Origin of the sequence: Streptomyces sp. NBC_00154 (assembly GCF_026342835.1) — a bacterium.
GTDB lineage: Bacteria > Actinomycetota > Actinomycetes > Streptomycetales > Streptomycetaceae > Streptomyces.
This window is the reverse complement of sequence record NZ_JAPEMI010000002.1, coordinates 979348-1003867: the sequence shown is the minus strand read 5'-3', so window position 1 is coordinate 1003867 and position 24520 is coordinate 979348. Positions and strand designations below refer to the sequence as shown.

Here is a 24520-nt window from a genome sequence, read left to right as displayed (position 1 = left end):
GCGATCAGGAGGAACCGATGCCCGCCCCTCGTTTGTCCCCGGTGGACCGGCTCCGCGGTACCGGACGGACATCGGACCGCGTCTTCACCGAGCTTTCCGAGGCCATCCGCGACTTGCGCCTGCTGCCCGGCGAGGCGCTGTCGGAGACCGATCTGGCCGAGCAGTTGCAGGTGAGTCGTACTCCCGTGCGCGAGGCCGTCGCCCGGCTGGTCGACGCCGGCCTGGTGCAGGTCGTTCCGCAGGTCGGCACCCGGGTGGCCCGCATCGCGATGTCGGACGCCCAGGAGGCGCGCTTCGTCCGGGAAACGTTGGAGGTCGCCGTCTTCGAGGAGGCCTGCGCTCTGCCCGTCCGCGACGTCTCCGTCCTGCGCGAGATTCTCGGGAAGCAGGAAGCAGCGCACGCCGACGGGGACCTGGCCGAATGGTTCCGCCTGGACGAGGCGCTGCACATCGAGATCTTCCGGATCGGCGGCCACCCGGGCGCCTGGCAGGCCGTGCAGCGGGTGAAGCTGCAGCTCGACCGGGTCCGCCGGCTCAGCCTGCCCGATCCGTCGACGACCCGGGACCTGATCGACGAGCACCGTCTGATCGTCGACGCGCTCGCCGACGGCCGGACCCCGGACGGATGCGCCGCCGTCCGCGCCCACGCGCGCCGGGTCCTGGAACAGGCGCCGAAGCTGCTCGCGCAGCACCCCGACTACTTCACCGAATGACGCAGTCGGACCCAACCGCCCACCCACGCTCGAAGAGGAACCCGGATGAACAGATTCGACGGACGCACCGCGCTGGTCACCGGCGCAGGCTCGGGAATCGGCTTCGAGATGGCGCGCCAGCTTCTCGCTGAGGGAGGCCGCGTCTACGCCGGGGACCTGGTCCCTGACGGCTGTCCGCCCGGCGCAGTCGCGCTGAGCATGGACGTCACCGACGAGCAGTCCATCGCCGCCGGCGTCCGGCAGGTGATCGAGGAGTCCGGCCGGATCGACATCCTGTGCAGCAATGCCGGCACCGGTTCGACGACCGACCCGGTGTCGTGCACCGCTGAGGAGTGGGACCGGGTGTTCGCCGTCAACGCCCGCGGTGTCTTTCTCTGCGCCAAGTACGTCCTTCCGCACATGCTCGCTCAGGGTCACGGCGCGATCGTGAACACCGCGTCGGTCGCGGGCCTGGTCGGGCTGAAGGACCGGACCTCGTACTGCGCGAGCAAGGGTGCGGTTGTCGCCTTCACGAAGCAGGTCGCCATGCAGTACGCGGGAACCGGGGTGCGGTGCAACTGCATATGTCCCGGAACGGTCGACTCGCCGTGGGTCGGCCGGTTGCTGGATCAGGCGGAGGATCCGGTCGCGGCCCGCGCCCACCTGGTGGCCCGTCAGCCGATGGGGCGTTTGGGCACATCGGAGGAGATCGCCCAGGCCGCGCTCTATCTCGCCTCCGATGCCGCGGCTTTCATCACCGGCACCGAATTGGTCATCGACGGTGGACTGGTCGCCGGCTGAGTCCGCGTCGAGCCGCCCATGTCCCCCTGGACCCGAACAGAAAGGCATGTCAGTGAAGTTGCTCAGAGTCGGGCCGCCCGGCGCGGAACGCCCGGTCGTCCTGGACGGAACCCGGTACCTGGATATATCCGGTGTCGTCTCCGACATCGGCGAGGAGTTCTGGCGCACGGACGGTGTCGAACGCGTCCAGGCCGCTCTTGCCGCGGGCACCTTGCCGGAAGTGGATGTGACCGGCCTGCGGATCGGCCCGCCGATCGCCCGACCGGGAGTCGTGCTCTGTATCGGCATGAACTACGCGACGCACGCGGCTGAGACCGGCGCCGAGCCGCCGGAGCACCCGGTGATGTTCTACAAGGCACCGAACACGGTGGTGGGACCGAACGACGACGTCCTGCTGCCGCGGGGTTCGGCCAAGGCCGACTGGGAGGTCGAACTCGCCGTCGTCATCGGCCGCCGGGCCCGCTACCTGGAATCTCCGGCCGACGCGTTGTCGTACATCGGCGGGTACTGCATCTCCAACGACGTGTCCGAGCGCGCCTTCCAGCTGGAGACCAGCGGCGGGCAGTGGTCCAAGGGCAAGAGCTGCGAGACGTTCAACCCGCTCGGGCCCTGGCTGGTGACGGCCGATGAGATCCCGGACCCGCAGGCACTTGGGCTGCGCAGCAGCGTCAACGGCGAAGCCCGTCAGGACTCGTCCACCGCGGACATGGTCTTCAGCGTGGCCCACCTGATCTGGCAGCTGAGCCAGGTCACGGTGCTCGAGCCCGGCGACGTGGTCAACACCGGCACGCCGGAGGGCGTCGCAGTGTCCGGGCGCTTCCCCTACCTTCGGCCCGGCGACGTCATGGAACTGCAGATCGAAGGTCTGAGCACGCAACGTCAGCGCCTGCAGTCCGCCGAACAGGAGGCGTGAGCGACATGGCGATGCGCATCAGCCTTGGCCACGTCGACGAGTACGACGAGAAGGTGGCGACGTTCGCCCATCAGCTCGGACTGCCGACGATCCAACTGCACTGTCCGACCAACCTCGCGGGCACCGACGGGTACTGGAGCCTGGCCGAACTGCAGGCCCTGCGTGAGCGCTGCGACGCGGACGGCTTGATCATCGAGGGCCTGGAGAACGTCCCGGCAGCGCACTTCACCAAGATCCAGCGCGGAGTGCCCGGCCGGGACGAGCAGATCGAGAACTATCTCAAGACCATGACCAACATGGCCCGGGTCGGTATCCGCCTACTCGGCTTCAACTTCCTCACCACCTTCGTCTGGCGCACGGACATGGCCGCGAAGGGCCGCGGCAACGCCGCGGTCACCGCGTTCGACCTCGACCGCATCGAGGCGGGCAACGCGCTGGCCACCTATCGACTCACACCGGACGAACCGCTCGAGCAGCTCACCGCCGCGCAGATGTGGGACAACTACCAGTACTTCCTGGACGCCGTACTCCCGACCGCGGAGTCGCTCGGCATGCGGCTGGCCCTGCATCCGGACGATCCGCCGACCGAGGAGCCGCTGGGTGGCTCGGCCCGCATCTTCACCTCTCCCGCCGCGCTGATCGAGGCGCACCGGCGCGCCGGGGGCAGCGCGGCCTGGGGGCTGAACTTCTGCATCGGCACGGTGTCGGAGATGGCCGGCGAGGACAGCGTCAACGAGGTTATCGACGCGCTAGCTCCGCTCGACGCCATCGCTTATGTGCACTTTCGCGACGTCCGCGGGACGGTGCCGCGATTCACCGAGTGCTTCCTCGGCGAGGGCAACCTCGATCCGGCTCGGGTGATCCGGCGACTGCACGAGCGCGGCTTCGACGGCTTTCTGATCGACGACCACGTGCCGGCGATGATCGGTGATCCGAACACGTGGGGTGACACGTCCTCGGAGGCCTATTGCTCCCGGGGCCGCGCCCACGCGATCGGATACCTCCAGGGTGTGTTCAACGCCCTCGGCCTGCCTGCGGCGCAGGCATGCTGAGCGTCGAGACCGTCGGGGACTACCTGCGCGCGCGCCGGCTCGTCGACGGCCCGGTCCGGGCATGGACGTTGGCGGGTGGCGTCTCCAACATCGTTCTGGCCGTGGACTGCGCAGGCCGGCGCTGGGTGGTCAAGCAGTCCCTGCCGCAACTGCGGGTCGCGGAGGAGTGGAAGGCCAAGCAACAGCGCACCCTCAACGAGGGCCGCGGGCTCCGACTCGTCCGAACGATCACGCGGGAGTTCGTGCCGTCGGTCGTCGACATCGACGAATCCGAGTTCTGCATCGTCATCGACCGCGCGCCCGACGGCTGGACCGATTGGAAGGCCGCCCTGCTCGCCGGGTCGGTCGATCCGCGGGTGGCGGCGACGCTGGGCGAGCTGCTCGCGAAGTGGCAGGTCGAGCTGACGGTTCCCGACGAACGGCTGACCGCCCTGGACGATCCGGAGGCGTTCGACCAGCTACGAGTGGGCCCGTACTACCGGGCGGTGGCCGAACAACTACCCGCGCTGGCCGATGCCGTGAACGACGTCGTTGCCGGGATGGCCGCGAACAAGCTCTGTCTGGTCCACGGCGACTACTCGCCGAAGAACGTTCTGGTCGGACCGTCCGGGCTCTGGGTGGTGGACTTCGAGGTCGCCCATCTGGGCGATCCCAGTTTCGACGTCGCGTTCATGCTCACCCATCTGCTGATGAAGTCGATACACCTGCCCGCGCACGCGGACGCGCTGCGCTCAGCGGCGTCAGAGTTCCATGCCGCGTACGGCAACCACGCCGCGCCCTTCTCAGCAGACCACCTGGCCGGGCAGCTCGGGTGCCTGCTGCTGGCGCGGGTCGTCGGCAAGTCGCCGGCGGAGTACCTCGACCAGGACGGGCGGGATCAGGTCCTGTGGCTGGGCGAACGACTGCTGGCCGAACGCTCGGCCGCCTTGAGGAAGGTGGTAGCGGCATGAACCGCTTCACGATCGATCACGTCACCGCAGGTCTCGCCTTCGACTCGCGCGGCACGCCAACCGTTTCCTGCTCGGTCCGCCTGCGCGGCGGCGCCGTCGGCGCGGCGATCGTGCCGTCCGGGGCATCGACCGGAACCCACGAGGCGATCGAACTCCGGGACGGCGGAGCGGCGTTCGGCGGCCGGGGGGTGTCAGCGGCGATCCGTTCGGTCCGCGAGGAGCTGGCGGAATCCGTCCGGGGTCTGGACGCCCACGACCAGCAGGCGATCGACGACGCGCTGCGCGCCTGTGACGGCAGCGAAGGTCTCGCCCGGCTGGGCGCCAACGCCGTGCTCGCGGTCTCGATCGCGGCGGCGACGGCCGGCGCGGCGCAGGCCGGACTGCCGCTGTACCGCTGGTGCACCGGAGACCGGGAACCATTGCTGCCGCTGCCGATGGTCAACATCTTCTCCGGCGGGGCGCACGCCGCCGGCGCACTGGACGTGCAGGACCTCCTGGTCGTTCCCGTCGGCGCAGTCGACATCGAGCAGGCCCTGACCTGGGTGTGGGACGTGCGCCATCAGGTCGGCGGCGTCCTGGCTGAACGCCGTATCCCGCATGCCCTGGTCGCCGACGAAGGCGGCTTCGGGCCGCCACTGCCATCAACGACCGTCGGCCTGGAACTGCTTGTCGCCGGTATCGAGCGCGTCGGGCTGCGCCCCGGTGAACAGATGGCGATCGCCATGGACGTCGCCGCCAGCGAACTGCTGACCGAGGCAGGGACCTACCGCCTCGAAAACGAGGGCCGCTCGCTGACATCCAGCGAACTGGTGGCCGAGGCCGTGACCTGGTGCCGGGACTTCCCGATCGTGTCGATCGAGGACCTTCTCGCCGAAGACGACTGGGCCGGCTGGGCTGAGGCCACCAAGGCCCTGGGGCAGATCCAGCTCGTCGGCGACGACCTCTTCGTCACCAACCCGAGCCGCCTACGACGCGGCATCGACACTGGCGTCGGCAACAGCGTGCTGGTCAAGCCGAACCAGATCGGCACCCTTAGCGCGGCCCGCAATGTCGTCACCCTCGCCAAGTCCAGCGGCTATGCCACCGTGCTGTCGGCACGCTCCGGCGAGACCGAGGACAGCTGGCTGGCCGATCTGGCCGTCGGCTGGGGCACCGGGCAACTCAAGGTCGGCTCGATGACCCGCTCGGAACGCACCGCCAAATGGAACCGACTGCTGCGCATTAACGACGAGCTGGGCACGTCCGCTCGCTACGCCGGCGCAGACTCGCTGGCCGGCCACACGGTCGGCGCATGACCAAGTCCCACAAGCGCCTGGAAGGCGGATGACCATGTGCATCGCCTTGTTCATGACGTGCCTCAACGACACGCTGTACCCGCAGACCGGCAGGGCCGTGGTCACGCTCCTGGAGCGGCTCGGACATACCGTCGAGTTCCCGAGGGACCAGACGTGCTGCGGGCAGATGCACTTCAACACCGGCTACCGCCGCGAGGCGCTGCCGATGGTGCGGCGGTTGGCCGACGTCTTCGCCGGCTACGACGCCGTGGCCCCTCGGGATCCTGCGCCGCGATGGTCCGGCACCACCACCAGACCCTGGCCGCCGCGAACGGCGACGCCGCTCTGGCCGCCGCGGTCGAGCAGGTCGCGCCCAAGGTGTACGAGCTGTCCGAGCTACTCGTGGATGTACTCGGCGTCACCGATGTCGGCGCGTACTACCCGCACCAGGTTACCTATCACCCGACATGCCATTCGCTGCGGTTGCTGCTAGTCGGCGACCGTCCGTTGACACTGCTGCGGGCCGTGCGCGGCATCGACCTGGTCGAACTGCCGGAGGCCGACTCGTGCTGCGGCTTCGGCGGGACGTTCGCGCTGAAGAACGCGGACACGTCCTCGGCGATGCTCGCGGACAAAACGGCGTGTGTCGCGCGAACCCGTGCCGAAGCGCTGTATGCCGGGGACAACTCCTGCCTGATGCACATCGGCGGTGGCCTGTCCCGGCAGGACTCCCCTGTACGCACCGTCCACCTGGCCGAGATCCTCCCATCAACCGAAGAATGCTGTTGTCCACGAGGTCCGCGACAGCAGCTGGCAGTGAGTACCCCAGGGAGCTGAGCGAAGCCACCATGCCCGCGGGTTCGGGGGCCGCGATGTCGTACGTCATGGATGGTTCCAGCCCGCTTCCCCTGGGCCCCCTCACTTTGCGGCGAACTCGTGATCCACACGAACCAAAGAACGCCGCGAAATCCTGGAGATTCCCCCTCCGCGCCGCCCGCTTATGCACCTGGCAAACCCCGCCCAGAGGCGATGGCAATCGAGGCGTGTGACGAATGGCCTGGTGTTCTCCGGATTCCGGCTTGCGATCTCCGGTAGTTGGCCTCAGAAGCCGTATCTCAACCGAACATGATTGCTTGATTTCCGCTGGTCAGGCATGGTCTAGCTCGGAATGAGGGAGGCATGCGGCGTCTTGTTTCGGCTCCGTGATCGAGGGGTGCACGATGGCGTCGGTGCTGGGAATGCTGGAGGAGCGGGAGACAGCAGCCCGAATGCGGGTGGAAGGACTGCGGGAGGAAGTCGCGCGGCTGGCTGGGGTGTTGGAGGCCGCGGAGGTCGAGCTGGACCGGCGGGTGATCGCGCGGGAGGAGCTGGTAGAGGCCCTGGCGGCCTCGGCTGCCGAGACCACCGCCGTGACCGAGGCGAAGGCGGAAACCGTGTCCTCGCCCGCGCCGGTGCCGGGCTCGATCGTGCCGCCTTGGCGCGAAGGACTGCCGGTGACGGTGCTGGCGCCGGACTACCAGCGGATTCTGGGCGTGCTCGACGAGCGGCAGCCCGCGGGCCAGGGGCCACTGAAGGCCAGGGAGATCACGGTTGAGCTGGGCCTGGAGACAACGCCGGCGAAGGTCGAGGGGGTGCGCTCGAAGGCCCGGCGTCTGGCGGAGCGCGGGTGGCTGGTGCTGGAGGCGTCGGGGGCGTTCAGCGTCGGTCGGCGGCCCGTGGCCGTGCCAGACGCCGGCTCATCCGCGTGACCATCGACCACCGGATCATCGCCTCGCTGCTGGCCGGCAACGTCTCGTAGTCCCGGGCCAGCCGGCGCGAATGCATCAGCCACGCGAACGTGCGCTCTGCCACCCAGCGCCTGGGCAGCACCACGAACCCCTCCATGTCGTCGGTGCGCTTGACGATCTCGAAGGTCAGCGCGAGTTTCTGACGGCACCAGCCGACGAGGGAGCCGGTGTAACCGCCGTCGGCCCACACGAGGGTGATGTCGCGGTGCAGGCGGCGCAGCCGCCTCAGCAGGCCCACGGCGGCGTCCCGGTCGCCGATGTTGGCGGCGGTGACCGCGACGACCAGGAGCAGACCGAGCGTGTCGGTCACGATGTGCCGCTTACGCCCGGGCACCTTCTTCCCGCCGTCGTAGCCGCGTGAGGCGGCCGGCACCGTCGCGGCGGCGCGCACCGACTGCGCGTCGATGATCCCCGCCGTGGGCTCGGCCTCACGGCCCTCGCGCTCACGGACCTTCCCGCGTAGCCGGTCGTGGAACTCGGCGATCAGCCCGTGCTCGCGCCAGCGGCGGAAGAAGGCGTAGACGCGGCCCCAGTCGGGGAAGTCCGCGGGCATCGCCCGCCAGGAGATCCCGCCCGCGACCAGGTAGCGGATCGCGTCCAGCAGCTGGCGGTGGCAGTAGCCCTCGGGCTGCCCGCCTCTGCCCTGGAGCCAGGCCGGCACCGGCAGCAGCGGCCGGATGGCCGCCCACTCCGCGTCCGTCATGTCCGACGGATACCGGCGTTCCCGGTCGGGACGGTTGGCCGTGTTGCCGTACACATGCGCGAGGCAATCACACGATGGAGCAGCCGAGTTGAACTGAACGGGCTCGGACGCGTACAACAACGACACCAGGGCCTCCCGGCATTGCTTGGTTAGATTCGCATCCCCGAGCTACCGAGAGGCCCTGTCTTCATGCGCGCACAACGGGAAGATCACCCCGGCGGGAAACCTGTTCGACCCGCACGTTCCATGATCGGCTGAGATACGGCTTCTTAGTGCCGGATCAGGCAATGTTTGCCCTGTCGACGACGGCGCGTAGGCGTCGGTCGTCGGCGTGGCGGTTTCGCCAAATGATGTAGCGGCGGATCATGCTGCCCTGTTCCTTGTGGTCGGCGTGGTCCGTGCCGTCGAGGGTGAAGTAGCGCAGGGCCGTGAACTGGGCCTCGATGCGGTTGAGCCAGGAGCTGTTGGTCGGGGTGTAGGCCATCTCGACGTTGTTTGCCGCAGCCCAGGTGCCGACGCGCTGGCACTTCTTCGTGGTCAGGTGCGGGGAGAAGTTGTCACTGATGATCGCGATCCGGACCTCTCGCGGGTAGAGCGTCCGCAGGTAGCGGCAAAACTCCAGGAACTGGGTGCGCCGCTTGACCGGTTTGATGTGGCCGTAGAGCTTGTCCTTGGCCAGATCCAGGGCGGCGAACAGGTGTCGCACCCCGCCGTAGCGGTTGTAGGTCGCTCGCCGCCGTCGGCGCGGTTCGCGATCTGGGTTCTTGTGCTTGCCGCCGCGCTCGGCCCACTGCCGGCCCGGGTGGGGCATCAGGTTGAGCGGCCCGAACTCGTCCATGCAGAAGATGACTTCGGGTTCGCCGTCCTCGGGTATGACCTCGCCGTCGGCGATCGCGTACAGGTGCTCGACCCGCGCTTTCTTGGCCGCGTAGTCCGGATCGCGGGAGGTCTTCCAGGTCTTCAGGCGTTGAAAGGAGACGCCTTCCTCGCGGAGCAGGATGCGCAGGCCCTCGTGGCTGATGTCGTCGACCACCCCCTCGGCGACCAGGAAGTCCGCCAGCTTGGTCAGACTCCAGGTCGAGAACGGCAGATCGTGCTCGGTGGGCCTGGACTTGGCGATCTTCTTGATCTCGCGGCGTTCAGGCAGTGTGAACGTCTTCGGCCGGCCGCCCTTGTACTTCGGGTACAGCGACTCGAAGCCGTCCGTGTTGAAGTTATGGATCACGTCCCGGACCCGGTCGTCGCTGGTGAACGACACCTCGGCGATCCTGGCCACGGGCATGCCCTGCGCGGACAGCAGCACCATCTGGGCCCGCCGCCAGGTCACCACCGACCCGGTGCCCCTGCGGACGATCCGCAGAAGCCGCTGCCCCTCGTCATCATCGATCTCACGGACCTGCACTCGTATCGCCACCCGGACAGGGTGACCGTCACACGCCGCCCGGCACAGCACCCGGACGGCGCGTCACATCACAACAGGGCAAACATTGCCTGATCCGGCATTAGTCGAAGAGGTCGGGGTGCGCTGCGGTGATCTGGTCCCACAGGGGTTGGGCCTGGAACCAGCCGGCGAGGTGGGTGCCGACCTGTTCGCGTGTCTGGAGTGCCGTTGCTCGGTCGATCAGCTTCGGCGTTCCAGCGGCCATGGCGAGGAGCTGGGCCTGGCAGGAGCGCTCCATGGTGATGAACCACCACACCGCCTCCGCCACCGACTCGCCGACGGTCAGCAAGCCGTGGTTCTGCAGGATGACGGCCTTGTTCGGGCCGAGAGCCTCGCCGATCCGCCTGCCCTCCTCGACCTCGCTCACCACACCGCGGAAATCGCTGTAAAGGCCATGGTCCTCGAAGAAGGCGCAGGCGTCCTGAGTGATCGGGTCCAGCGGGATGCCCAGGCTCGCGAAGGCCTTGCCGTGCAGCGAGTGGGAGTGGGCTGCGGCCAGGGCGTCGGGGCGGGCTTTGTGGACCTGCGAGTGGATGACGAACGCGGCTCGGTTGACCGGCCGTTTGCCCTCGATGACGTTGCCCTCGTGGTCGACCAGAATGAGGTCGGAGGCCTTGATCTGGTTGAAGCTCATCCCGAAGGGGTTGACCCAGAACCACTGAGGGTTCTCCGGGTCGCGCACGGTGATGTGGCCGGCGACACCCTCCGAGAAGCCGAAGGCACCGAACAGCCTGAACCCTGCGGCCAGTTGAGCCTTGCGGTACCGGCGCTCTTCCTCCACTGAGTCGAACGCCGGCGGCAAGGGCATTTCGACTCCGGCCGGGACCGGCCCCATCGCGGCAGTCAGGGTTTCGAGTGGCGTACTGGTCATGCGTCCTCCAGATGGACGGGGGAATCCAAGTCGCGGTCGCTCCAGGAGCGCCAGAAACGAATCGGATACATCACTGCATCGGATACATCGATGTATGCTTCTGTGCGTCAGCATCGCTGTCAAGAGCTCTGAGGAGACCCGGATGCCCAAGGGGACGACGAAACGCCGCCCGGTGACCCTCGCGCGATTGCGCGATGCGGCCTTGGAGGCGTTTGCCGAGCTCGGCTTCCACAGTGCGAGCATTGAGGACATCTGTCGGCGTGCGGGTTACTCCCGGGGCGCGTTCTACTCCAACTTCAAGAACCGCGACGAGCTCTTTTTCGCGCTCTTCGACGCTCATGCGCAGCGTGTCGTCGACCGTGTGGCCGCTGCGGCAGGCGACATCGAGAGGGGCAACCTGTCCGTCGAGCGGATCGCGCGCATACTCGCCTACGTGGACGCCGGCGAACGCGATTGGTACTTGGTGACCACCGAGTTCACTCTCTACGCGATGCGCAATGCGGAAGCTGCGCGGGCTCTCGCGGAGCACGACGCACGAGTTCGAACCACCGTTGCGGATCTGATGGCGCGCCTGCTCAATCAGGCGGGGCGTACCCCGAAGGTAGACCTCGAACAGCTGGCCCGGATGGCCATCGCCATGCGCGAAGGTGCGCTGGCGCAGAGTTTCATCGACCCGCAGCGGCTGCCACCGGGGGAGCTCGAGCAGGACTTCCTCGAACTCCTCCTGCACGCAGTCACCAGCGAAATCGACGAATGACGCCCGCACACGGGACCAGGCCGTCGGATCCGGTTGCACCTCGTTGAGCATCCCTTAACTCACCACTCGCCCTAGTGTTTCGTGATTCCGCCAGCGTTACTTGATCTTGTGTGGCAGGGTCTCTTGGTGTGGAGATCTCCGTGGAACGGGCCGCCGAGTTGCGGGAGTTGTTGAACAGCCGGGACGTTCCTGCGGACATCGCTACGCGGGGCCGGATCGTGCTGTGGTCGAGCGAGGGGCGCCGGCGCAAGGACATTGCCGAGCTGCTCGGGGTGTCACTGCCGACCGTGGACCGCTGGAAGACCCGCTATGCCGAGCACGGACTGGCCGGGCTGGAAGGGGAGCGTCCCGGTGGCGCACGGGAACAGGTACCGGCGCGGGTGCGGTCCCGGGTGATCGCGCTGACGCGCATGACGCCGCCGGACGGCACGGGGCTTTCGCACTGGTCCACACGGGAGTTGGCGAAGTACCTGGAGCGAACCGAGAACATCACCGTGTCCTGGCACTACATCGCGCGCGTCTGGCGCGAGGAAGGCCTGAAGCCGCACCGGTCCGGCACCTTCAAGATTTCCAAAGATCCCGCGTTCGCGGAGAAGGTGGCCGACGTGATCGGCCTGTATCTGGCCCCGCCGGGCGGCGCGGTAGTCCTCTCGATCGACGAGAAGACGCAGATCCAGGCGCTGGACCGGACCCAGCCGGTGCTGCCGGTCGCCTTCGCGGCGAGCGAGAAGCGCACCGCCGACTACGTCCGGCACGGCACCACGAACCTGTTCGCCGCCCTGAACGTCACCACTGGTGAAGTGCTCGGCGAGTGCAGGCCGACCCGGAACGGCAAGGATTTCCTGGCCTTCTTGAAGAAGGCGGTGAAACCGCACGCCGGGAAGGACATCCATGTCGTCCTGGACAACCTCTCGACGCACACCACCCCGGAGGTCAAGGAGTGGCTGGTCAAGAACCCGCACGTCCACTTCCATTTCACTCCCGTCGGCTCCTCGTGGCTGAACCAGATCGAGATCTGGTTCGGAATCCTGACCCGGCAGTCCATCCGCCGCGGCACGTTCTCCAGCGTCAACGTCCTGATCAAACAGATCCGCGACTACATCAACTCCTGGAACACGACAGCGAAACCGTTCACTTGGACCGCGACCGCCGGCGAGGTCCTCGCGAAGGTCCGACTCGTCGCGACCAACGTGAAGAAACTCGTAAATAACAACTCGAACTGACATGAACAGGATCACGAGACACTAGTAGGACTCCGTTAGGTATGTCTCGCGGTCCTGTTTGGGGGCATGTTGGGGGTGTGGACACACATGAAGTGAACCGTGCTCGAGCGAAGTTGGCGTTATTCGTGGCTGACGTGTTCGCGTCGGTGCCGCGCAAGGATCAGCGGGCGAAGGGTGACTGCTATCTGCGGGGGCTGATGCTGGACGGGCGGCGTAAGTCGATCCAGCCGATGGCGGAGCGGCTGTCGGATGGCAACGAGCAGAACCTGCAGCAGTTCGTGAACCAGTCGACCTGGGATCCGGTGCCGGTGCGGCGGCGGATTGCGGAGCGGATGGTGCCGCAGATCGGCCCGGATGCCTGGGCGGTCGATGATGTGTCGTTCCCCAAGGACGGCCGGATGTCGGTGGCGGTCGCGCGCCAGTACTGCGGAGCGCTGGGGGCCTGTGACTGAATAACTGTCAGAGTTGATCTGTCGGGCGGTCGTCGTGCAGGGGTAGGCGGGCTCGGAGCTGCGTGAGTGTGCGGGCCGGTGTTCCGGGCAGCGGAGTGACGACGATGCGGTGCAGGTCCAGAAGTCGGTGGCCGTCCTGGAACTGGTTGGACAGGTTGGTGCGGCCGACATTCAGCAGTTGGGCCAGAAGTGTGCTGGTGACTGCTCTGCGGCGGCGCAACAGGGCGGCCAGGAGACGGTGGTAGTGGTCCAGGCTGCTGGTTTGTGGGTGTAGGTAGCTGCGTGGACGGTGGAAGCGTCGCTGGAAGGCTGCCTCGGCCAGGGCATCCCAGTAGGGTTCCGAGATGGCGACCAGGTGGTCGAAGGTGGGCCGTGACATGCCGGTCAGGGCCGGATCGGTGAGCATCGCGGTCAAGGCTGGATCGATCCGTCGCTTGTTTTGGGGTAACTCGGGAGGCCGCGGCGGAAGCGGTGCCAGGGTGTAGTTCCAGTCGCCGTGGAAGGCGTGGGGTGTGATCGGCAGGGCGTGGAACTGGACGGGTGTAACCGTGGTGCCCAGGTCATAACGGCCCATGAACCGCCCCGGGTTCGGTAGAGATCTCAGATTGTGGTTGTGACCTGGGGTTTCGTGGTTGTGAGGTAGTAGTTGGTCTCGTACTCAACGGGTGGGATGTGCCCTATTTCACCGTGGAGCCGGCGGTGGCAGTACCAGTCGATCCACTCGGCGGTGGCCAGTTCGACCTGGGAGAGCGTTTTCCAGGGGCGCCCGGGCTTGATCAGTTCGGTCTTGAACAGCCCGATCGTGGACTCCATGAGCGCGTTGACGCTCCTATAGTTGTCAACTCGCTGCGGAGGCCGTCCGTGGGGCGGGCCGGAGCAGGTGGTAGACCTCGCGAATGACGTAGCGCTTGAGGCATCGGATGATCTCGCGTTTCGTCTTGCCCTCGGCGGTGCGGCGGGCGACGTAGTCGATCGTCGGCTGGTGGAACCGCATTCGGACGATGACGGTTCGGTAGATCGCGGCGTTCAGCTGGCGGTGGCCGCCGTGGTTGATGCGATGCCGGCCGCTGGTCATGCCGGAGCCGGTGGGCACGGGAGCGATGCCCGCGAGCTTGGCGAGAGCGGCCTCGGACTTGATCCGCTCAGGGTTGTCTCCGGTCACGACGAGGATCTCCGCGGCCGTGTCCACGCCGATTCCGAAGGGCTCGAGCAACTGCGGGGCGACTCGCTGGACCAGGTCGCCGATCATCTTCGTCAGCTCTTTGGCCTCGGCGTCCAGGTACTGCCACCGCTTGGCGAGCGTCCGCAGGGTGTGACGAAGCGCGTCCTCGGGGCCTTCCAGATGGCGAGGACGCAGGGCTGCCAGCTGCCGCGCCAGGCTGATCTGGGTCTTGCCGGCAGTCTCCCGGCGCAGGGCATCCGGGGCGTGGACGAGCATCGCCTTGATCGTGACCATTGCCGCTGCACGCTGCTCAACGGCCTGGTCATGGGCAATCTTGAGCAGGCGGATCATCTCGGCCTCGCCGTCGGCGGTCTTCGGCGTGGCGGTTGCGAACCCGGCCAGCACCGCGCGGGCGGCATTCTCGGCATCCAGGGTGTCGGACTTGCCATTCATGCGTCGCAGTCGCCGGTCCGGGCGGCCAGCCTCGACGACCTTGTGGCCCGCCCTTCGCAGAAACGAGGTCAGCGTGGCGCCGTAGGAGCCGGTGCCCTCGATCCCGAATGCCAGCACAGTGCCGAACGAGGCGGCCCAGTCCGCCAGTTGCTGGAAGCCACCGGCGTCGGTGGGAATCGTCAAGGTGGCCAGGATCCCGCCGATCGTGTCCATCACCGCCGCGACGTGCACGTGCTTGTGCGTGTCGACGCCGATCACGACATGCCCGGACCTGGACTGCTCACTGTCGTTCACTGTGGTCCCTCCCGCCGCTAACGTGGGGTTCACGCTGTCGCCGGTCGGACGGACAGGACTGTCACGGGGACGCTTTGACGAGTTGGCTCCAGGCTCCTGACTTGTTCAATCGAGTCCAGACGCTCGGTCTGCAGCCGTAGCGTCCAGGGTGTCGGTCGGCACGGGCCCGCAGTGCTCCTTGCCGCCCTCGGGCTGGCTCACTGATAGCGTGCCGCCGCTGACCGGCACCCGCGCGGTGTGGCTCGACAGAGGCATGAAGGTGACGCAGTGACTTCAAGTCAGGGTGCCCGCCGCACTCCCGTCCCTATCTCATCGAGTGCGAGGCCAGCATCCTGTGATTCTGATCGGTGTCGATCCCCACAAGTCGTCCCACACCGCTGTTGCCGTCGACGCTGCGGGCCACCAAGTGGCCCAGCGCCGTTTCGTCGTCAACGCTGGGACTTTTCGTCAGTTGATGCGCTGGTGCGAGCAGTGGCCTGAGCGCCGGTTTGCCGTCGAAGGTGCCGGCGGACTGGGGCGTTCGCTTGCCCAGCAGCTGGCTGCCGCGGGCGAGAACGTGGTCGACGTGCCCTCCACGTTGTCGGCTCGGGCTCGGCTCCTGGCCACTGGTGGCGACCGCAAGACCGACGCCGCGGACGCCCTTCATGTCGCTCAGGTCGCCTTGTTCAGGGCAGACTTGCGGCCAGTGGCACAGGAAGACCAGACCACTATCCTGCGGCTGCTGACCGAGCGGCGCGACGACCTGGTGCACGAACGCACCCGGGTCCTCAACCGGCTGCACGCTGTCCTGCGAGATCTGGTGCCCGGCGGTGCACCCACCGGGTTGTCTGCCGACAAAGCCGCCACCGTGATGAAGGGCATCCGGCCGATTACAGCCACCGACTCCTGCCGTCGGGACATAGCCCGTGATCTGCTGGCCGATCTTCGACGCCTGGACCGGCAGGTCAAGGACAACGAGGCTGAGATGCGTGAGGCTGTCGCCGCGACTCACACCACGCTGACCACCCTGCCGGGCCTGGGCACCGTGCTGGCCGCCAAGGTGATCGGCCATGTCGGAGACGCCACACGATTCCCCACCGAGCACCACTTCGCCAGCTACACCGGCAGCGCGCCCCTGGACGCCTCCAGCGGCAACAACGTCCGCCACCGGCTCAACACCGGCGGCAACCGCGCGCTGAACTCGGTGCTGCACACCATCGCCATCTGCCAGATCCGCGACGGCGGACGCGGGCAGGCCTACTACCTGCGCAAAATCACGGAAGGAAAGACGCCCGCAGAGGCTCGCAGAGCCCTCAAACGACGCCTGTCCAACGTGGTCTACCGGATCATGAAACGCGACCAACGGAACCACCTCGCTCAAGCCGCTTGACACACAGAGGCGCTATCAGGTCACGTCCGCCCGGCGGCAGCGCTTGCTGCGCGCCCGGCCGGACGGTCGACAGATCAACGCCAGGACACCCGTAGGGTCAGTCATAAGCAAGAGTCAGACCGTCGCGGCCGGGACTACCCGATCCTTGCGGGATCCGGTACGAAGAGAATGACAGTCGTAGGCGTCGCCGACCGATCCGATCGAGGCCGCGACCTCGGCCCTTTCAAGGTGTTCAGCGAGCCGGAAACTGGTGTATTGGGCGGATTCAATCGGTCGTCGCAACACCTCTGTGAGCTGGAGGTTTGCGGATGGGTGTGGGTAATCGGCAGCGGGCGGCGCGTGAGTATCGCGGGCAGATGCCCTCGCCGGGTCGGCCGGGCGTTGCTTGGCGTGAGGACCGGGTCCGGTTCTGGCATGCGATCGCGCGAGGTCTGAGCTCGGTGGACGCCGCCGGCGTGATCGGGGTGTCCCCGGCTGTGGGGTCGCGGTGGTTTCGCCATGCTGGCGGAGTGAATCCCTGCCTCACGGCGGCCACCTCGGGCCGCTATCTGTCCTTCGCTGAACGGGAGGAGATCGCTCTGCTGCGTGCCCGGGACCTCGGTGTCCGTGAGATCGCACGGCATCTGGGGCGTTCTCCCTCGACGATCTCGAGGGAACTGCGGCGCAATGCGTCCACACGCACTTACCACCTGGAGTACCGGGCCTCGTCGGCGCAGTGGCACGCGGAGCGGCGCGCCCGCCGGCCGAAGACAGCAAAGCTGGTGGCCAACGAGCGCCTCCATAAGTACGTTCAGGGCCGGCTTGCCGGGAGCGTTGTCGACGCCGTGGACGGCGGGGCGGTCAAGGGACCGCAGGTGCCTGCATGGAAAGGCCGTAACAAACCCAGACGCCAGGACCGGCTCTGGGTCACGGCGTGGAGCCCGGAGCAGATATCGCAGCGGCTCAGGGTGGACTTCCCCGAGGATGAGTCCATGCGAATCTCCCCGGAGGCGATCTACCAGGCCCTTTACGTGCAAGGACGCGGAGCGCTCAAGCGTGAGCTGGTCGCCTGCTTGCGCACCGGACGGTCACTGCGCGTCCCGCGGGAACGCACCAGGCAGAGCATCCGGGGGCACGTCACCGCCGACGTGCTGATCAGCGAACGGCCCGCGGAGGCAGCGGACCGCGCTGTCCCGGGCCACTGGGAGGGCGATCTGATCATCGGCACCGGCCGGTCCGCGATCGGCACCCTGGTCGAGCGCACCACTCGGTTCACCATGCTGCTGCACCTGCCCAGGATGGAGGGCTTCGGCCTCGAACCACGCACCAAGAACGGCCCGGCGTTGGCCGGCCGCGGGGCCGAGGCCGTCAGGGACGCGATCACCGCCACCATCACCACCCTGCCCGAGCACCTGCGCAGGTCACTCACCTGGGACCGCGGCACGGAGCTGGCCCAGCACGCCCAACTCCGCATCGACTCCGGCCTCCAGGTCTACTTCGCCGACCCCCACAGTCCCTGGCAGCGCGGCACTAACGAGAACACGAACGGCCTGCTGCGGCAGTACTTTCCCAAGGGCACGGACCTGTCCCGCTGGGACACCGATGAGCTCCAGGCCGTCGCCGCCACCCTCAACAACAGACCCCGCAAGACCCTCGACTGGAAGACCCCGGCCGAGGCCCTCAACGAGCACCTACTATCCCTCCAGGAAGCTGGTGTTGCGACGACCGGTTGAGTCCAAGTTGGGACCCGGCGTCCGAGTGGTGGATCAGCTCGCCCGGCCGATGTGGGCGGCCTTCGCGGTCGCGTTGCCACAACGCCATCTCCAGTGCGTCCAGGACAAGTTGGGTCTCCTTGGAGCGCGAGGCTGACCAGCTGTCGGCGTACACGTGAACGTCCCCAGCCTCGTACGGATGAAAAGGGACAGTTGCTGATGCGGTGAGACCTGCCGCTCGGCACTCTGCTGCTTGGTCGATATGGACGGCGGAGGAGGCTGGCAGTGGTCTTGGATCCGCAGCGTTGGCTGGAGCTTCGGCGATTTCGGGGCTTGTTGGAGTCCGGGGCGATGAGCCTGTCGGAGATCTCCAGGGAGACCGGGCTGGACCGCAAGACGGTCCGCAAGTACCTCTCGGCACCGGGGCCGGCGACGCCTCCACGACGGTCGCCGAGCGGGCGGTCGCGGGCAAGGGTCATCGACGAGTTCGGGCCGCTGATCGACTCGATGCTCCGGGCCGAGGTCCTGATGAAGGCCGCAGTCATCCACGAGCGGCTGGCCCAGGAGTACGGCTTCACCGGCAACTATCAGCGGGTCAAGCTCTACGTTCAGACGGCCCGGCCGAGGATCGCCGAAGAACTCGGGATCACGCCCAAAGAACTGGCGGGGATGCACCGCCGGTTCGAGGTGATCCCGGGCGCCCAGGCCCAAGTGGACTGGGGCGACGAGGGAAAGATCCTCGCCCATATGGGGATCCCGAAGGTCTACTCCTTCCACATGACGCTGTCGTACTCCCGCGATCCGTTCTGCTGCTTCACCACCAGCCAGGACCTGCAGACCTTCTTCGACTGCCACCGCCGGGCCTTCGCGCACTTCGGCGGGGCACCGATGACGATCGTCTACGACCGGACCAAGACGGTCGTCCGACGCCACGTCGCTCCTGGCGAGGCGGTCCCGCTGCATCCGGAAGCGGTCGGCTTCGCCGGCCACTACGACTTCGACATCGACGTCCTGGCCGCCTACCGGCCGCAGGGCAAAGGCCGGGTCGAGCGACAAGTGCTGATCGTCCGCGACCATGTTCTGTCCGGTCGGTCGTTCTCCTCCGTCGAGGAGATGGACGCCGCGTTCACCGCCTGGGTGCCCCAGCGGCGGGCCCAGATCCACAAGACCCACCGCGAGGTCATCGCGGAGCGGGCGGCGAGAGACCACGCGGCTCTCAAACCGCTGCCGCAGACCCCGTATCTGGTGGCCGAGCGGCAGCTGCGGCACGTCGGCAAGGACTGCTTGGTCGCCTTCGACGGCAACCTCTACTCCGTGCCAGCTCACCGAGTCCGCGCTCGCCAGCTGGTCGAGATCCGGGCCACGAAATCCCAGGTCATGCTGCATGCCACCCTCGCCGACGCCCATGGCAGCACGCTGCTGGCGGCACATCCGCGGGCCATCGGACGCGGTGCACGTGTCGTCGACGAGTCTCACTGGGACGGCCTGCCCACCGGCAAGGGCCGCCGGACCACCACCGGCGACATTCCAGTCAAGCCTCGTCAAGAGCGGCCGCGGGGCGAGGAGACCGGCCCGTTGCAGGCCCTGCTGAACCGGGCCGCGGCCACCCGGATCGAGGTCGGGCGCCGACCGTTGTCGGTCTATGACGAGCTGACCGGCACCCGTCCCTTCACCACCCATCGAGCGACGAAGGAATCGTCTTGAGTGAGCTGACCGGCAACCGCATCCGCACCACGGCCGGCAAGCTCGGCCTGCCCCACCTCGCGGAAACCATCAACGAGTTCACCCGCCGGGCGGACGAGGCGAAGATGGGCTACCTCGACTTCCTCGACCTCGTCCTCTCCGAGGAACTGGCCGTCCGCGACGACCGTCGCTTCCGCCAGGGCCTGCGGCTTTCCAGGCTGCCGCACCACAAGACGCTTGATGAGTACGACTTCTCGTTCCAGCCCGACCTCGACCCGCGCAAGGTCAAGGACCTGGCCACCCTCTCGTTCGTCGAGGCCAAGGCGAACGCCGCTCTCCTGGGCCCGCCGGGGGTGGGCAAGACGCACATCGCGGTCGCTCTGGCGGTCGCGGCCTGCCGGGCCGGTTACTCGGTCTACTTCACCAGCCTCGACGACATGGTCCGCAACCTCAAAGCCGCCGAAGCAGCCGGCCGTCTGGCCAACAAGCTCGGCACCTACCTGCGGCCGGGCGTCCTCGTGGTCGACGAGGTGGGCTACGAGATCCTCGAACGCGGAGAGGCAAATCTCGTCTTCCAGGTCATCTCAAAACGGTATGAGAAAGGCTCGATCATCCTGACCTCGAACAAGACCTTCAGCGAATGGGGACAGGTGTTCGGCGACGAGGTCCTCGCCACCGCCATTCTCGACCGGCTCCTGCATCACTGCGACGTGCTCTCCATCAACGGACCAAGCTACCGGCTCAAGAACCGGCTCAAGGCCATCGAGCGCGACACAGACGTGGCCTGACCGGCCACGTCGTGACACTCGGCCGGGACCTGGTCAGTCGCCGTCGAGTCGCTGGAAGATCTCGGAGAACTCGTCGTTCTCGATCAGTCCGGCGATCACCTTGGTCATGTTGTCGATGCCGGGATCCCGGACGATCAGGCCGTCCGAGACCCAGAAGTAGCGGCCGCCGAGAGCCTCGTCGGTTCCTGCCCAGGTCTGCATCAAGCGTTCGACCTCTGCGACCGTGAAGACGGTCGCGCTCCACCGGGAGCCGTCCTTGAGGTCCACGAAGAGATCGACGTTGCACACCAGGTCCAAGTCCTCGCCTGAGCTGGGCAGGAACGATGCCTCGAAGGCGTCCGCGCGAACCCGAAACCACGGCCCGTCCCAACCTCGTTCAACCGACCCAGGCGATGCGCTGTGACTCATCCTGCGAGTGTCTCCGGCTGGTCCAACGATCTCAACCAGGATCCCCAGACGTGCGCCTGCCCGCGACATAGCTGGGGACGTTCGTCCGTACGCGACTGGGGAGCTTAGGTCGTACGCCGACACCAGCCTGTGATCCGCCGTGAGAACGTGTCGACGACGAAGGCGACGTAGACGGTCCCGGACCAGGTCTGGACGTAGGTGAAGTCGGCGACCCAGCAGCGGTTCGGCGCCGACGCGACGAACTTGCGGTCCAGCAGGTCCGGCGCCCGCTCGACGGAGCCGTCCGGGATTGTGGTGATCACTTTCTTGCCCCGGACGGCGCCGGTGATGCCGAGCTCACGCATCAGGCGCTCGACGGTGCACCGGGCCACCTCGTGACCCTGGCGGTGCAGCTCGCGCCAGACCTTCCTGGCTCCGTAGACACGGAAGTTGGTCTCGTAGACCTCGGTGATCAGCTCCTTGAGGACGGCGTCGCGGACCCGCCGGGCCGAGGGTGCTGCCTGGCGCTTCTTCGCCGCGTAATACGTGGAGGGGGCGATCTTGCAGTCGTACTCGGTGAGCGTCCTGCAGATCGGCTCGACGCCGCCGAAGCGGTCCTTGAACTCGTCGACGAACGTTACGAGTGCGTGTGTGGCCGGTCGAGCTCGGCCGCGAAGAAAGACGCCGCCGCCTTCAGGATGTCGTTCGCGCGGCGGAGTTCAGCGTTCTCCTTCTTCAGCCGCTTCAGTTCCGCCGACTCCTCGCTCGTCACGCCCGGCCGGTCACCGGAGTCGATCTGGTCCTGCCGGACCCACTTGCGCAGCGTCTCGGTCGTCCCGATCCCCAGCTTGGCGGCGACCGCTTTCATTGCCGACCATTCGGTGTCGTAGTCCGGACGCACCTCGGCGACCATACGGACCGCCCGTTTGCGCAGCTCAAGGGGGTAGGTGGAAGGACGTGCCATGACTCGATCCTCTCAAATGATCGAGTCCCTACCGAACCCGGGGCGGTTCAGGTCGACTGGCAGTTCACCACCCACGACGCACGCATCAAACTGCGCCACCTCTATCCCAAAAATTAGCCGCGACGGTCTACTAGGGTGCCGGTGCCGGGGACGACGACGGTCTGCTCGTCGACGCGTCGATGACCGCCATGCCGGGCGTGCTCAGTTGCGGCGGCGGCTGCTCTCGGTGACGGCGGGTGGTCTGCCCAGCGCGGACCGGAGCCAGGATGCCTGGGCGGCTGTAGCGTTCACCTACCTGGGACTGAGGGCCCGGGGGGTGTCCCAGGAGTCGCTGGACAGCTTTCCGCGGGCGTTTTGCGAGGGCATGGCCGCTCGGGCGGAGCTGATCAGCGACGCGGGCGAGAGCGCACCGGCCCACTTCGACCCGCCATATCTGCCGAATATCTGCCGAATATCTGCCGAATATCTGCCGACAGCCTGAGCGCGGTCGTCCGGCTGCTCATCTGTGATGTCAGGCCAGCGGGTGTTCGTCCGGCCGAGGGGCGCGCACGAACTGGGTGCACCGCTCGTCGCAGGCTCCCATGGCATGAAAGTTCCGCCGAGCTTCGGTGAGACTCAGGCGGCCGTTTGGCCCGCGATCCGCGTCGTGGTCGTCCTGCCCGTCGTCCTCCCAGAAGCACGCGGAGCAGACCTCGTAGTTGCGGCGCTCGCCGAGCGTGATGAAGCCGCAGCAAGGACAGCGGTATGGGCCACCCTCGGCCGTCCCGTGGATGTTGACGAAAGGAGTGACCACGGCTGCATACTGCCCTGTCGTAGCAGTCCACCGCGATCGAAGAGGACCAGCAGCACACCCAGGGCGAGCTTGAGGCCGCCCACCCAGGTCGCCGGCTGCTTGTGTGCGGAGGCGCCGCCGGGCCGCCGATCGCCAGCATGATCGCGCCCAGTGCCGCGAGTCCCAGGACCCAGCCGAGGGCGAACAATGATCCGTTGAGGCGTCCGCTCGGCGTGGCCAGGATGAGGATCATGGCCACGATGGGAAGCGGGCTGACCGCGACAGCCGCTGCCAGGCCCAGCACATCACCGACGGCGTGTCCCAAGGCGGCCTCCGCGCGTGGTCGTAGAGTTCGGTCTGACGGGGGCCCGGGGCCGCCGTCAGGGACGTCTGATCGCGAGCCCAGGTGACCGGCCCGCGCACCCGGCCTGGCCCTCACGTACATCGTCAGGTGGCGTCGCCCCCGAAGCGCGTTGCTGGAGACGAACGAGTGAATGACCGGCGCCGTGAGGAGCTGCGGGAATGTTCGTGATGCCCAGCTGAGGCTGTGCGTTCTGGGTGATTTTGGTTCTTGACCGCCGACGGCCGTGTTCAACGCGCGCCTGCATTCCCGACGTGCCTACGATGAATCACGTCCGGCTGCCTGGCGGACGGGGGCGTTGACTTCCGTCGCGTAAGGACGTTGGTCGGCCAGATGGTCGTGGCGTGGCGCCCAGAACTCGGCGCATGACTGAAGTCTTAGACGTGTGCCAACGGTGCTGAGAGGCATTTCGGCAGCAGACTGCCGGGCGCCCCAGCCCGAGCACATGCACTGCACAAGAGCGCTGCGCGCCCCGAGGTGCTCTGGCGAAAAGAATGGAGACGGTCGAGTCATGTCTGTGCGGTTCATCCCTTACACGCCGGACGTGGAGATCGACGAGCCCGGCTTCGATGAGAACGTGCAGAAAGTGATCGCCAAGACGGAGGAGTACGTCACCGGGTCGGTGACGACCGGAGGTACCGGGCAGGCGGTCCGCGACGCGCACGCCAAGGGGTACGGGCTGGTGAGGGGGGAGGTGGAGATTCTCGACGGGCTGCCCGAGGAGTACGCCCAGGGCATCTACGCCACCCCGGGCAGGCACGATGCGCTCGTGCGGTTCTCCAACGGGTCTCCCCACGCAGGGGCCGACGCGCGTTTGGGACGTGCGACAGGGCTGGCGTTGAAGATGTTCGACATCGAGGGTCCGACACTGCTGGAGGACGAGCCCGACAGCCGGACGTTCGACTACAACACCATCAACGCGCCGGTGTTCTTCTGCAACACCGTGCAGCACTACCTGTTCATCCAGGACCTGTTCCTCAGGGCCGGCGAGTACTTCGCCGACGGCATGCGCGGCAGGCACCGCTTCTACCGCGACTATGTGACCGGAAAGGGAACCCTCAGCGAGGACGACTGGGCGTGGGAGGAATTCCTGACCTTCCTGATCGTCTCGCAGCGGCCCCTGGTGAACGTGCTGCTGTCGGCCTACACGACGATGGGGGCTGTCAGGCACGGCGACTACATCGCCAAGGTACGCATCGCCCCCGACCCCGGCTGCGCGGCCGCGGTGGTCGAGCGCCATATGGACGTCACCTCGGCGGAAGAGGTCTTCCGGCCGGCCCTGGTGGCCGAGCTACGCGCGAGGCCCTACACGTTCGATATCCAGGTACAGCTGTGTGCCGACCTGAAGCGGATGCCGGTGGAGGACCTCACGGTCGAGTGGCCCGAGCAGCTGTCCCCGTACGTCACGGTGGCCAAGCTCCGCTTCCCCCAGCAGGACATCTCAGGGGAGGACAACCTCCGGCGCATGGACGCCCTGTCCTTCACGCCCTGGCGGGTGACGGACGCGCACCGGCCGCTGGGAAGCATCATGCGGGCCCGCAAGGAGGTCTACCGCCACTCCTCGCTCCTGCGCCACCGGCTCAACCAGCAAGAACGGCGCGAGCCGCGCAGCGCGGACGAGGTGCTGCCACTGAAGACGGCAGTTCCTCCCCACTGAACTCTCCCCCGTAGCCGTCGGGC

The 24520-nt window shown here is 67.2% G+C and carries 22 protein-coding genes and 5 pseudogenes; 16 read left to right on the top strand and 11 right to left on the bottom strand.

Features of this window, described 5'->3' with window-relative positions; all coding sequences use genetic code 11:
• Positions 1-17 precede the first annotated feature (17 nt).
• From OHA03_RS41080 to OHA03_RS41045, 8 genes and pseudogenes are all read left to right on the top strand, one after another.
• On the top strand, positions 18-713 hold the full coding sequence (locus tag OHA03_RS41080) for a GntR family transcriptional regulator (RefSeq protein WP_267009049.1): 696 nt from the start codon (positions 18-20) through the stop codon (positions 711-713).
• Between the two features lie 45 nt (positions 714-758).
• Positions 759-1493: an SDR family NAD(P)-dependent oxidoreductase gene (locus OHA03_RS41075; RefSeq protein ID WP_267009048.1), complete on the top strand. Its 735-nt coding sequence runs from the start codon at positions 759-761 to the stop codon at positions 1491-1493.
• A gap of 52 nt (positions 1494-1545) precedes the next feature.
• On the top strand, positions 1546-2406 hold the full coding sequence (locus OHA03_RS41070; protein WP_267009047.1) for a fumarylacetoacetate hydrolase family protein: 861 nt from the start codon (positions 1546-1548) through the stop codon (positions 2404-2406).
• Between the two features lie 5 nt (positions 2407-2411).
• A complete protein-coding gene (locus OHA03_RS41065; protein ID WP_267009046.1) occupies positions 2412-3458 on the top strand; it encodes a mannonate dehydratase in 1047 nt (348 codons plus the stop codon).
• Positions 3452-4408, top strand: coding sequence for a phosphotransferase family protein (locus OHA03_RS41060; RefSeq protein ID WP_267009045.1), 957 nt, complete (start codon positions 3452-3454; stop codon positions 4406-4408). Before OHA03_RS41065 ends, OHA03_RS41060 begins: the two co-directional genes overlap by 7 nt.
• Positions 4405-5703, top strand: coding sequence for a phosphopyruvate hydratase (eno, locus tag OHA03_RS41055; protein WP_267009044.1), 1299 nt, complete (start codon positions 4405-4407; stop codon positions 5701-5703). The genes OHA03_RS41060 and eno overlap by 4 nt, the downstream gene beginning before the upstream one ends.
• A gap of 34 nt (positions 5704-5737) precedes the next feature.
• Positions 5738-6519 (top strand): annotated as a pseudogene (locus tag OHA03_RS41050) ((Fe-S)-binding protein).
• 383 nt (positions 6520-6902) lie between these two features.
• The gene (locus OHA03_RS41045) at positions 6903-7430 is read left to right on the top strand and encodes a hypothetical protein (protein ID WP_267009043.1); all 528 of its coding nucleotides are present in this window, start codon (positions 6903-6905) and stop codon (positions 7428-7430) included.
• On the opposite strand, the gene OHA03_RS41040 is transcribed toward OHA03_RS41045, so the two are convergent.
• The 3 genes from OHA03_RS41040 to OHA03_RS41030 all read right to left on the bottom strand — a co-directional run bounded on the left by OHA03_RS41040 (position 7378) and on the right by OHA03_RS41030 (position 10484).
• Positions 7378-8172, bottom strand: a complete 795-nt coding sequence (locus OHA03_RS41040) for an IS5 family transposase (protein WP_267009650.1) — start codon at positions 8170-8172, stop codon at positions 7378-7380. The genes OHA03_RS41045 and OHA03_RS41040 overlap by 53 nt on opposite strands.
• A gap of 280 nt (positions 8173-8452) precedes the next feature.
• Positions 8453-9586, bottom strand: a complete 1134-nt coding sequence (locus OHA03_RS41035; RefSeq protein ID WP_267004921.1) for an IS630 family transposase — start codon at positions 9584-9586, stop codon at positions 8453-8455.
• Between the two features lie 88 nt (positions 9587-9674).
• Positions 9675-10484 carry a class II aldolase/adducin family protein gene (locus OHA03_RS41030; RefSeq protein ID WP_267009042.1) on the bottom strand — a complete coding sequence of 270 codons (810 nt, stop codon included), beginning with the start codon at positions 10482-10484 and terminating at the stop codon, positions 9675-9677.
• 142 nt (positions 10485-10626) lie between these two features.
• On the opposite strand from OHA03_RS41030, the gene OHA03_RS41025 reads away from it, so the two are divergent.
• From OHA03_RS41025 to OHA03_RS41015, 3 genes and pseudogenes are all read left to right on the top strand, one after another.
• The gene (locus tag OHA03_RS41025; RefSeq protein ID WP_267009041.1) at positions 10627-11241 is read left to right on the top strand and encodes a TetR/AcrR family transcriptional regulator; all 615 of its coding nucleotides are present in this window, start codon (positions 10627-10629) and stop codon (positions 11239-11241) included.
• 110 nt (positions 11242-11351) lie between these two features.
• On the top strand, positions 11352-12464 hold the full coding sequence (locus OHA03_RS41020) for an IS630 family transposase (RefSeq protein ID WP_267009040.1): 1113 nt from the start codon (positions 11352-11354) through the stop codon (positions 12462-12464).
• A gap of 77 nt (positions 12465-12541) precedes the next feature.
• Positions 12542-12904 (top strand): annotated as a pseudogene (locus OHA03_RS41015) (transposase); the annotation flags it as partial.
• 119 nt (positions 12905-13023) lie between these two features.
• Here the strand turns inward: OHA03_RS41015 and OHA03_RS41010 are convergent.
• The 3 genes and pseudogenes from OHA03_RS41010 to OHA03_RS41000 form a co-directional block, all read right to left on the bottom strand.
• A pseudogene (locus tag OHA03_RS41010) lies at positions 13024-13487 on the bottom strand (ISAzo13 family transposase); the annotation flags it as partial.
• A 29-nt stretch (positions 13488-13516) separates the two neighbouring features.
• A pseudogene (locus tag OHA03_RS41005) lies at positions 13517-13738 on the bottom strand (integrase core domain-containing protein); the annotation flags it as partial.
• 16 nt (positions 13739-13754) lie between these two features.
• Positions 13755-14825, bottom strand: coding sequence for an IS110 family transposase (locus tag OHA03_RS41000; RefSeq protein ID WP_267007698.1), 1071 nt, complete (start codon positions 14823-14825; stop codon positions 13755-13757).
• 283 nt (positions 14826-15108) lie between these two features.
• Here OHA03_RS41000 and OHA03_RS40995 point away from each other — a divergent pair, with 283 nt between their 5' ends.
• From OHA03_RS40995 to istB, 4 genes are all read left to right on the top strand, one after another.
• Complete coding sequence (locus OHA03_RS40995) at positions 15109-16194, top strand: IS110 family transposase (RefSeq protein WP_323181192.1); 1086 nt, start codon at positions 15109-15111, stop codon at positions 16192-16194.
• A gap of 308 nt (positions 16195-16502) precedes the next feature.
• A complete protein-coding gene (locus OHA03_RS40990; protein WP_267009039.1) occupies positions 16503-17906 on the top strand; it encodes an IS30 family transposase in 1404 nt (467 codons plus the stop codon).
• 264 nt (positions 17907-18170) lie between these two features.
• Positions 18171-19589 carry an IS21 family transposase gene (istA, locus tag OHA03_RS40985; protein WP_267007700.1) on the top strand — a complete coding sequence of 473 codons (1419 nt, stop codon included), beginning with the start codon at positions 18171-18173 and terminating at the stop codon, positions 19587-19589.
• On the top strand, positions 19586-20356 hold the full coding sequence (istB, locus tag OHA03_RS40980; protein WP_267007701.1) for an IS21-like element helper ATPase IstB: 771 nt from the start codon (positions 19586-19588) through the stop codon (positions 20354-20356). Before istA ends, istB begins: the two co-directional genes overlap by 4 nt.
• 33 nt (positions 20357-20389) lie before the next feature.
• Here the strand turns inward: istB and OHA03_RS40975 are convergent, their stop codons facing one another.
• The 5 genes and pseudogenes from OHA03_RS40975 to OHA03_RS40955 all read right to left on the bottom strand — a co-directional run.
• Positions 20390-20764 carry a hypothetical protein gene (locus OHA03_RS40975; protein WP_267007702.1) on the bottom strand — a complete coding sequence of 125 codons (375 nt, stop codon included), beginning with the start codon at positions 20762-20764 and terminating at the stop codon, positions 20390-20392.
• Between the two features lie 104 nt (positions 20765-20868).
• Positions 20869-21303, bottom strand: coding sequence for an IS3 family transposase (locus tag OHA03_RS40970; protein WP_267009649.1), 435 nt, complete (start codon positions 21301-21303; stop codon positions 20869-20871).
• A gap of 77 nt (positions 21304-21380) precedes the next feature.
• A complete protein-coding gene (locus OHA03_RS40965; protein ID WP_267009038.1) occupies positions 21381-21707 on the bottom strand; it encodes a transposase in 327 nt (108 codons plus the stop codon).
• 511 nt (positions 21708-22218) lie between these two features.
• Positions 22219-22500, bottom strand: coding sequence for a CPCC family cysteine-rich protein (locus OHA03_RS40960; RefSeq protein ID WP_267009037.1), 282 nt, complete (start codon positions 22498-22500; stop codon positions 22219-22221).
• A gap of 154 nt (positions 22501-22654) precedes the next feature.
• Positions 22655-22732, bottom strand: a pseudogene (locus tag OHA03_RS40955) (GAP family protein); the annotation flags it as partial.
• A 619-nt stretch (positions 22733-23351) separates the two neighbouring features.
• On the opposite strand from OHA03_RS40955, the gene OHA03_RS40950 reads away from it, so the two are divergent.
• Entirely contained in the window at positions 23352-24497 is a 1146-nt protein-coding gene (locus OHA03_RS40950) for a catalase family protein (protein ID WP_267009036.1), read from the top strand.
• The last annotated feature ends 23 nt before the right edge of the window (positions 24498-24520 follow it).

What these genes read in the sequence shown, in the direction of transcription:
- OHA03_RS41080 (WP_267009049.1), top strand. Translation starts at nt 18, where the DNA reads ATGCCCGCCCCTCGTTTGTCCCCGGTGGACCGGCTCCGCGGTACCGGA.
- OHA03_RS41075 (WP_267009048.1), top strand. Translation starts at nt 759, where the DNA reads ATGAACAGATTCGACGGACGCACCGCGCTGGTCACCGGCGCAGGCTCG.
- OHA03_RS41065 (WP_267009046.1), top strand. Translation starts at nt 2,412, where the DNA reads ATGGCGATGCGCATCAGCCTTGGCCACGTCGACGAGTACGACGAGAAG.
- OHA03_RS41060 (WP_267009045.1), top strand. Translation starts at nt 3,452, where the DNA reads ATGCTGAGCGTCGAGACCGTCGGGGACTACCTGCGCGCGCGCCGGCTC.
- eno (WP_267009044.1), top strand. Translation starts at nt 4,405, where the DNA reads ATGAACCGCTTCACGATCGATCACGTCACCGCAGGTCTCGCCTTCGAC.
- OHA03_RS41045 (WP_267009043.1), top strand. Translation starts at nt 6,903, where the DNA reads ATGGCGTCGGTGCTGGGAATGCTGGAGGAGCGGGAGACAGCAGCCCGA.
- OHA03_RS41040 (WP_267009650.1), bottom strand. Translation starts at nt 8,172, where the DNA reads ATGACGGACGCGGAGTGGGCGGCCATCCGGCCGCTGCTGCCGGTGCCG.
- OHA03_RS41030 (WP_267009042.1), bottom strand. Translation starts at nt 10,484, where the DNA reads ATGACCAGTACGCCACTCGAAACCCTGACTGCCGCGATGGGGCCGGTC.
- OHA03_RS41025 (WP_267009041.1), top strand. Translation starts at nt 10,627, where the DNA reads ATGCCCAAGGGGACGACGAAACGCCGCCCGGTGACCCTCGCGCGATTG.
- OHA03_RS40990 (WP_267009039.1), top strand. Translation starts at nt 16,503, where the DNA reads ATGGGTGTGGGTAATCGGCAGCGGGCGGCGCGTGAGTATCGCGGGCAG.
- OHA03_RS40975 (WP_267007702.1), bottom strand. Translation starts at nt 20,764, where the DNA reads ATGAGTCACAGCGCATCGCCTGGGTCGGTTGAACGAGGTTGGGACGGG.
- OHA03_RS40965 (WP_267009038.1), bottom strand. Translation starts at nt 21,707, where the DNA reads ATGGCACGTCCTTCCACCTACCCCCTTGAGCTGCGCAAACGGGCGGTC.
- OHA03_RS40950 (WP_267009036.1), top strand. Translation starts at nt 23,352, where the DNA reads ATGTCTGTGCGGTTCATCCCTTACACGCCGGACGTGGAGATCGACGAG.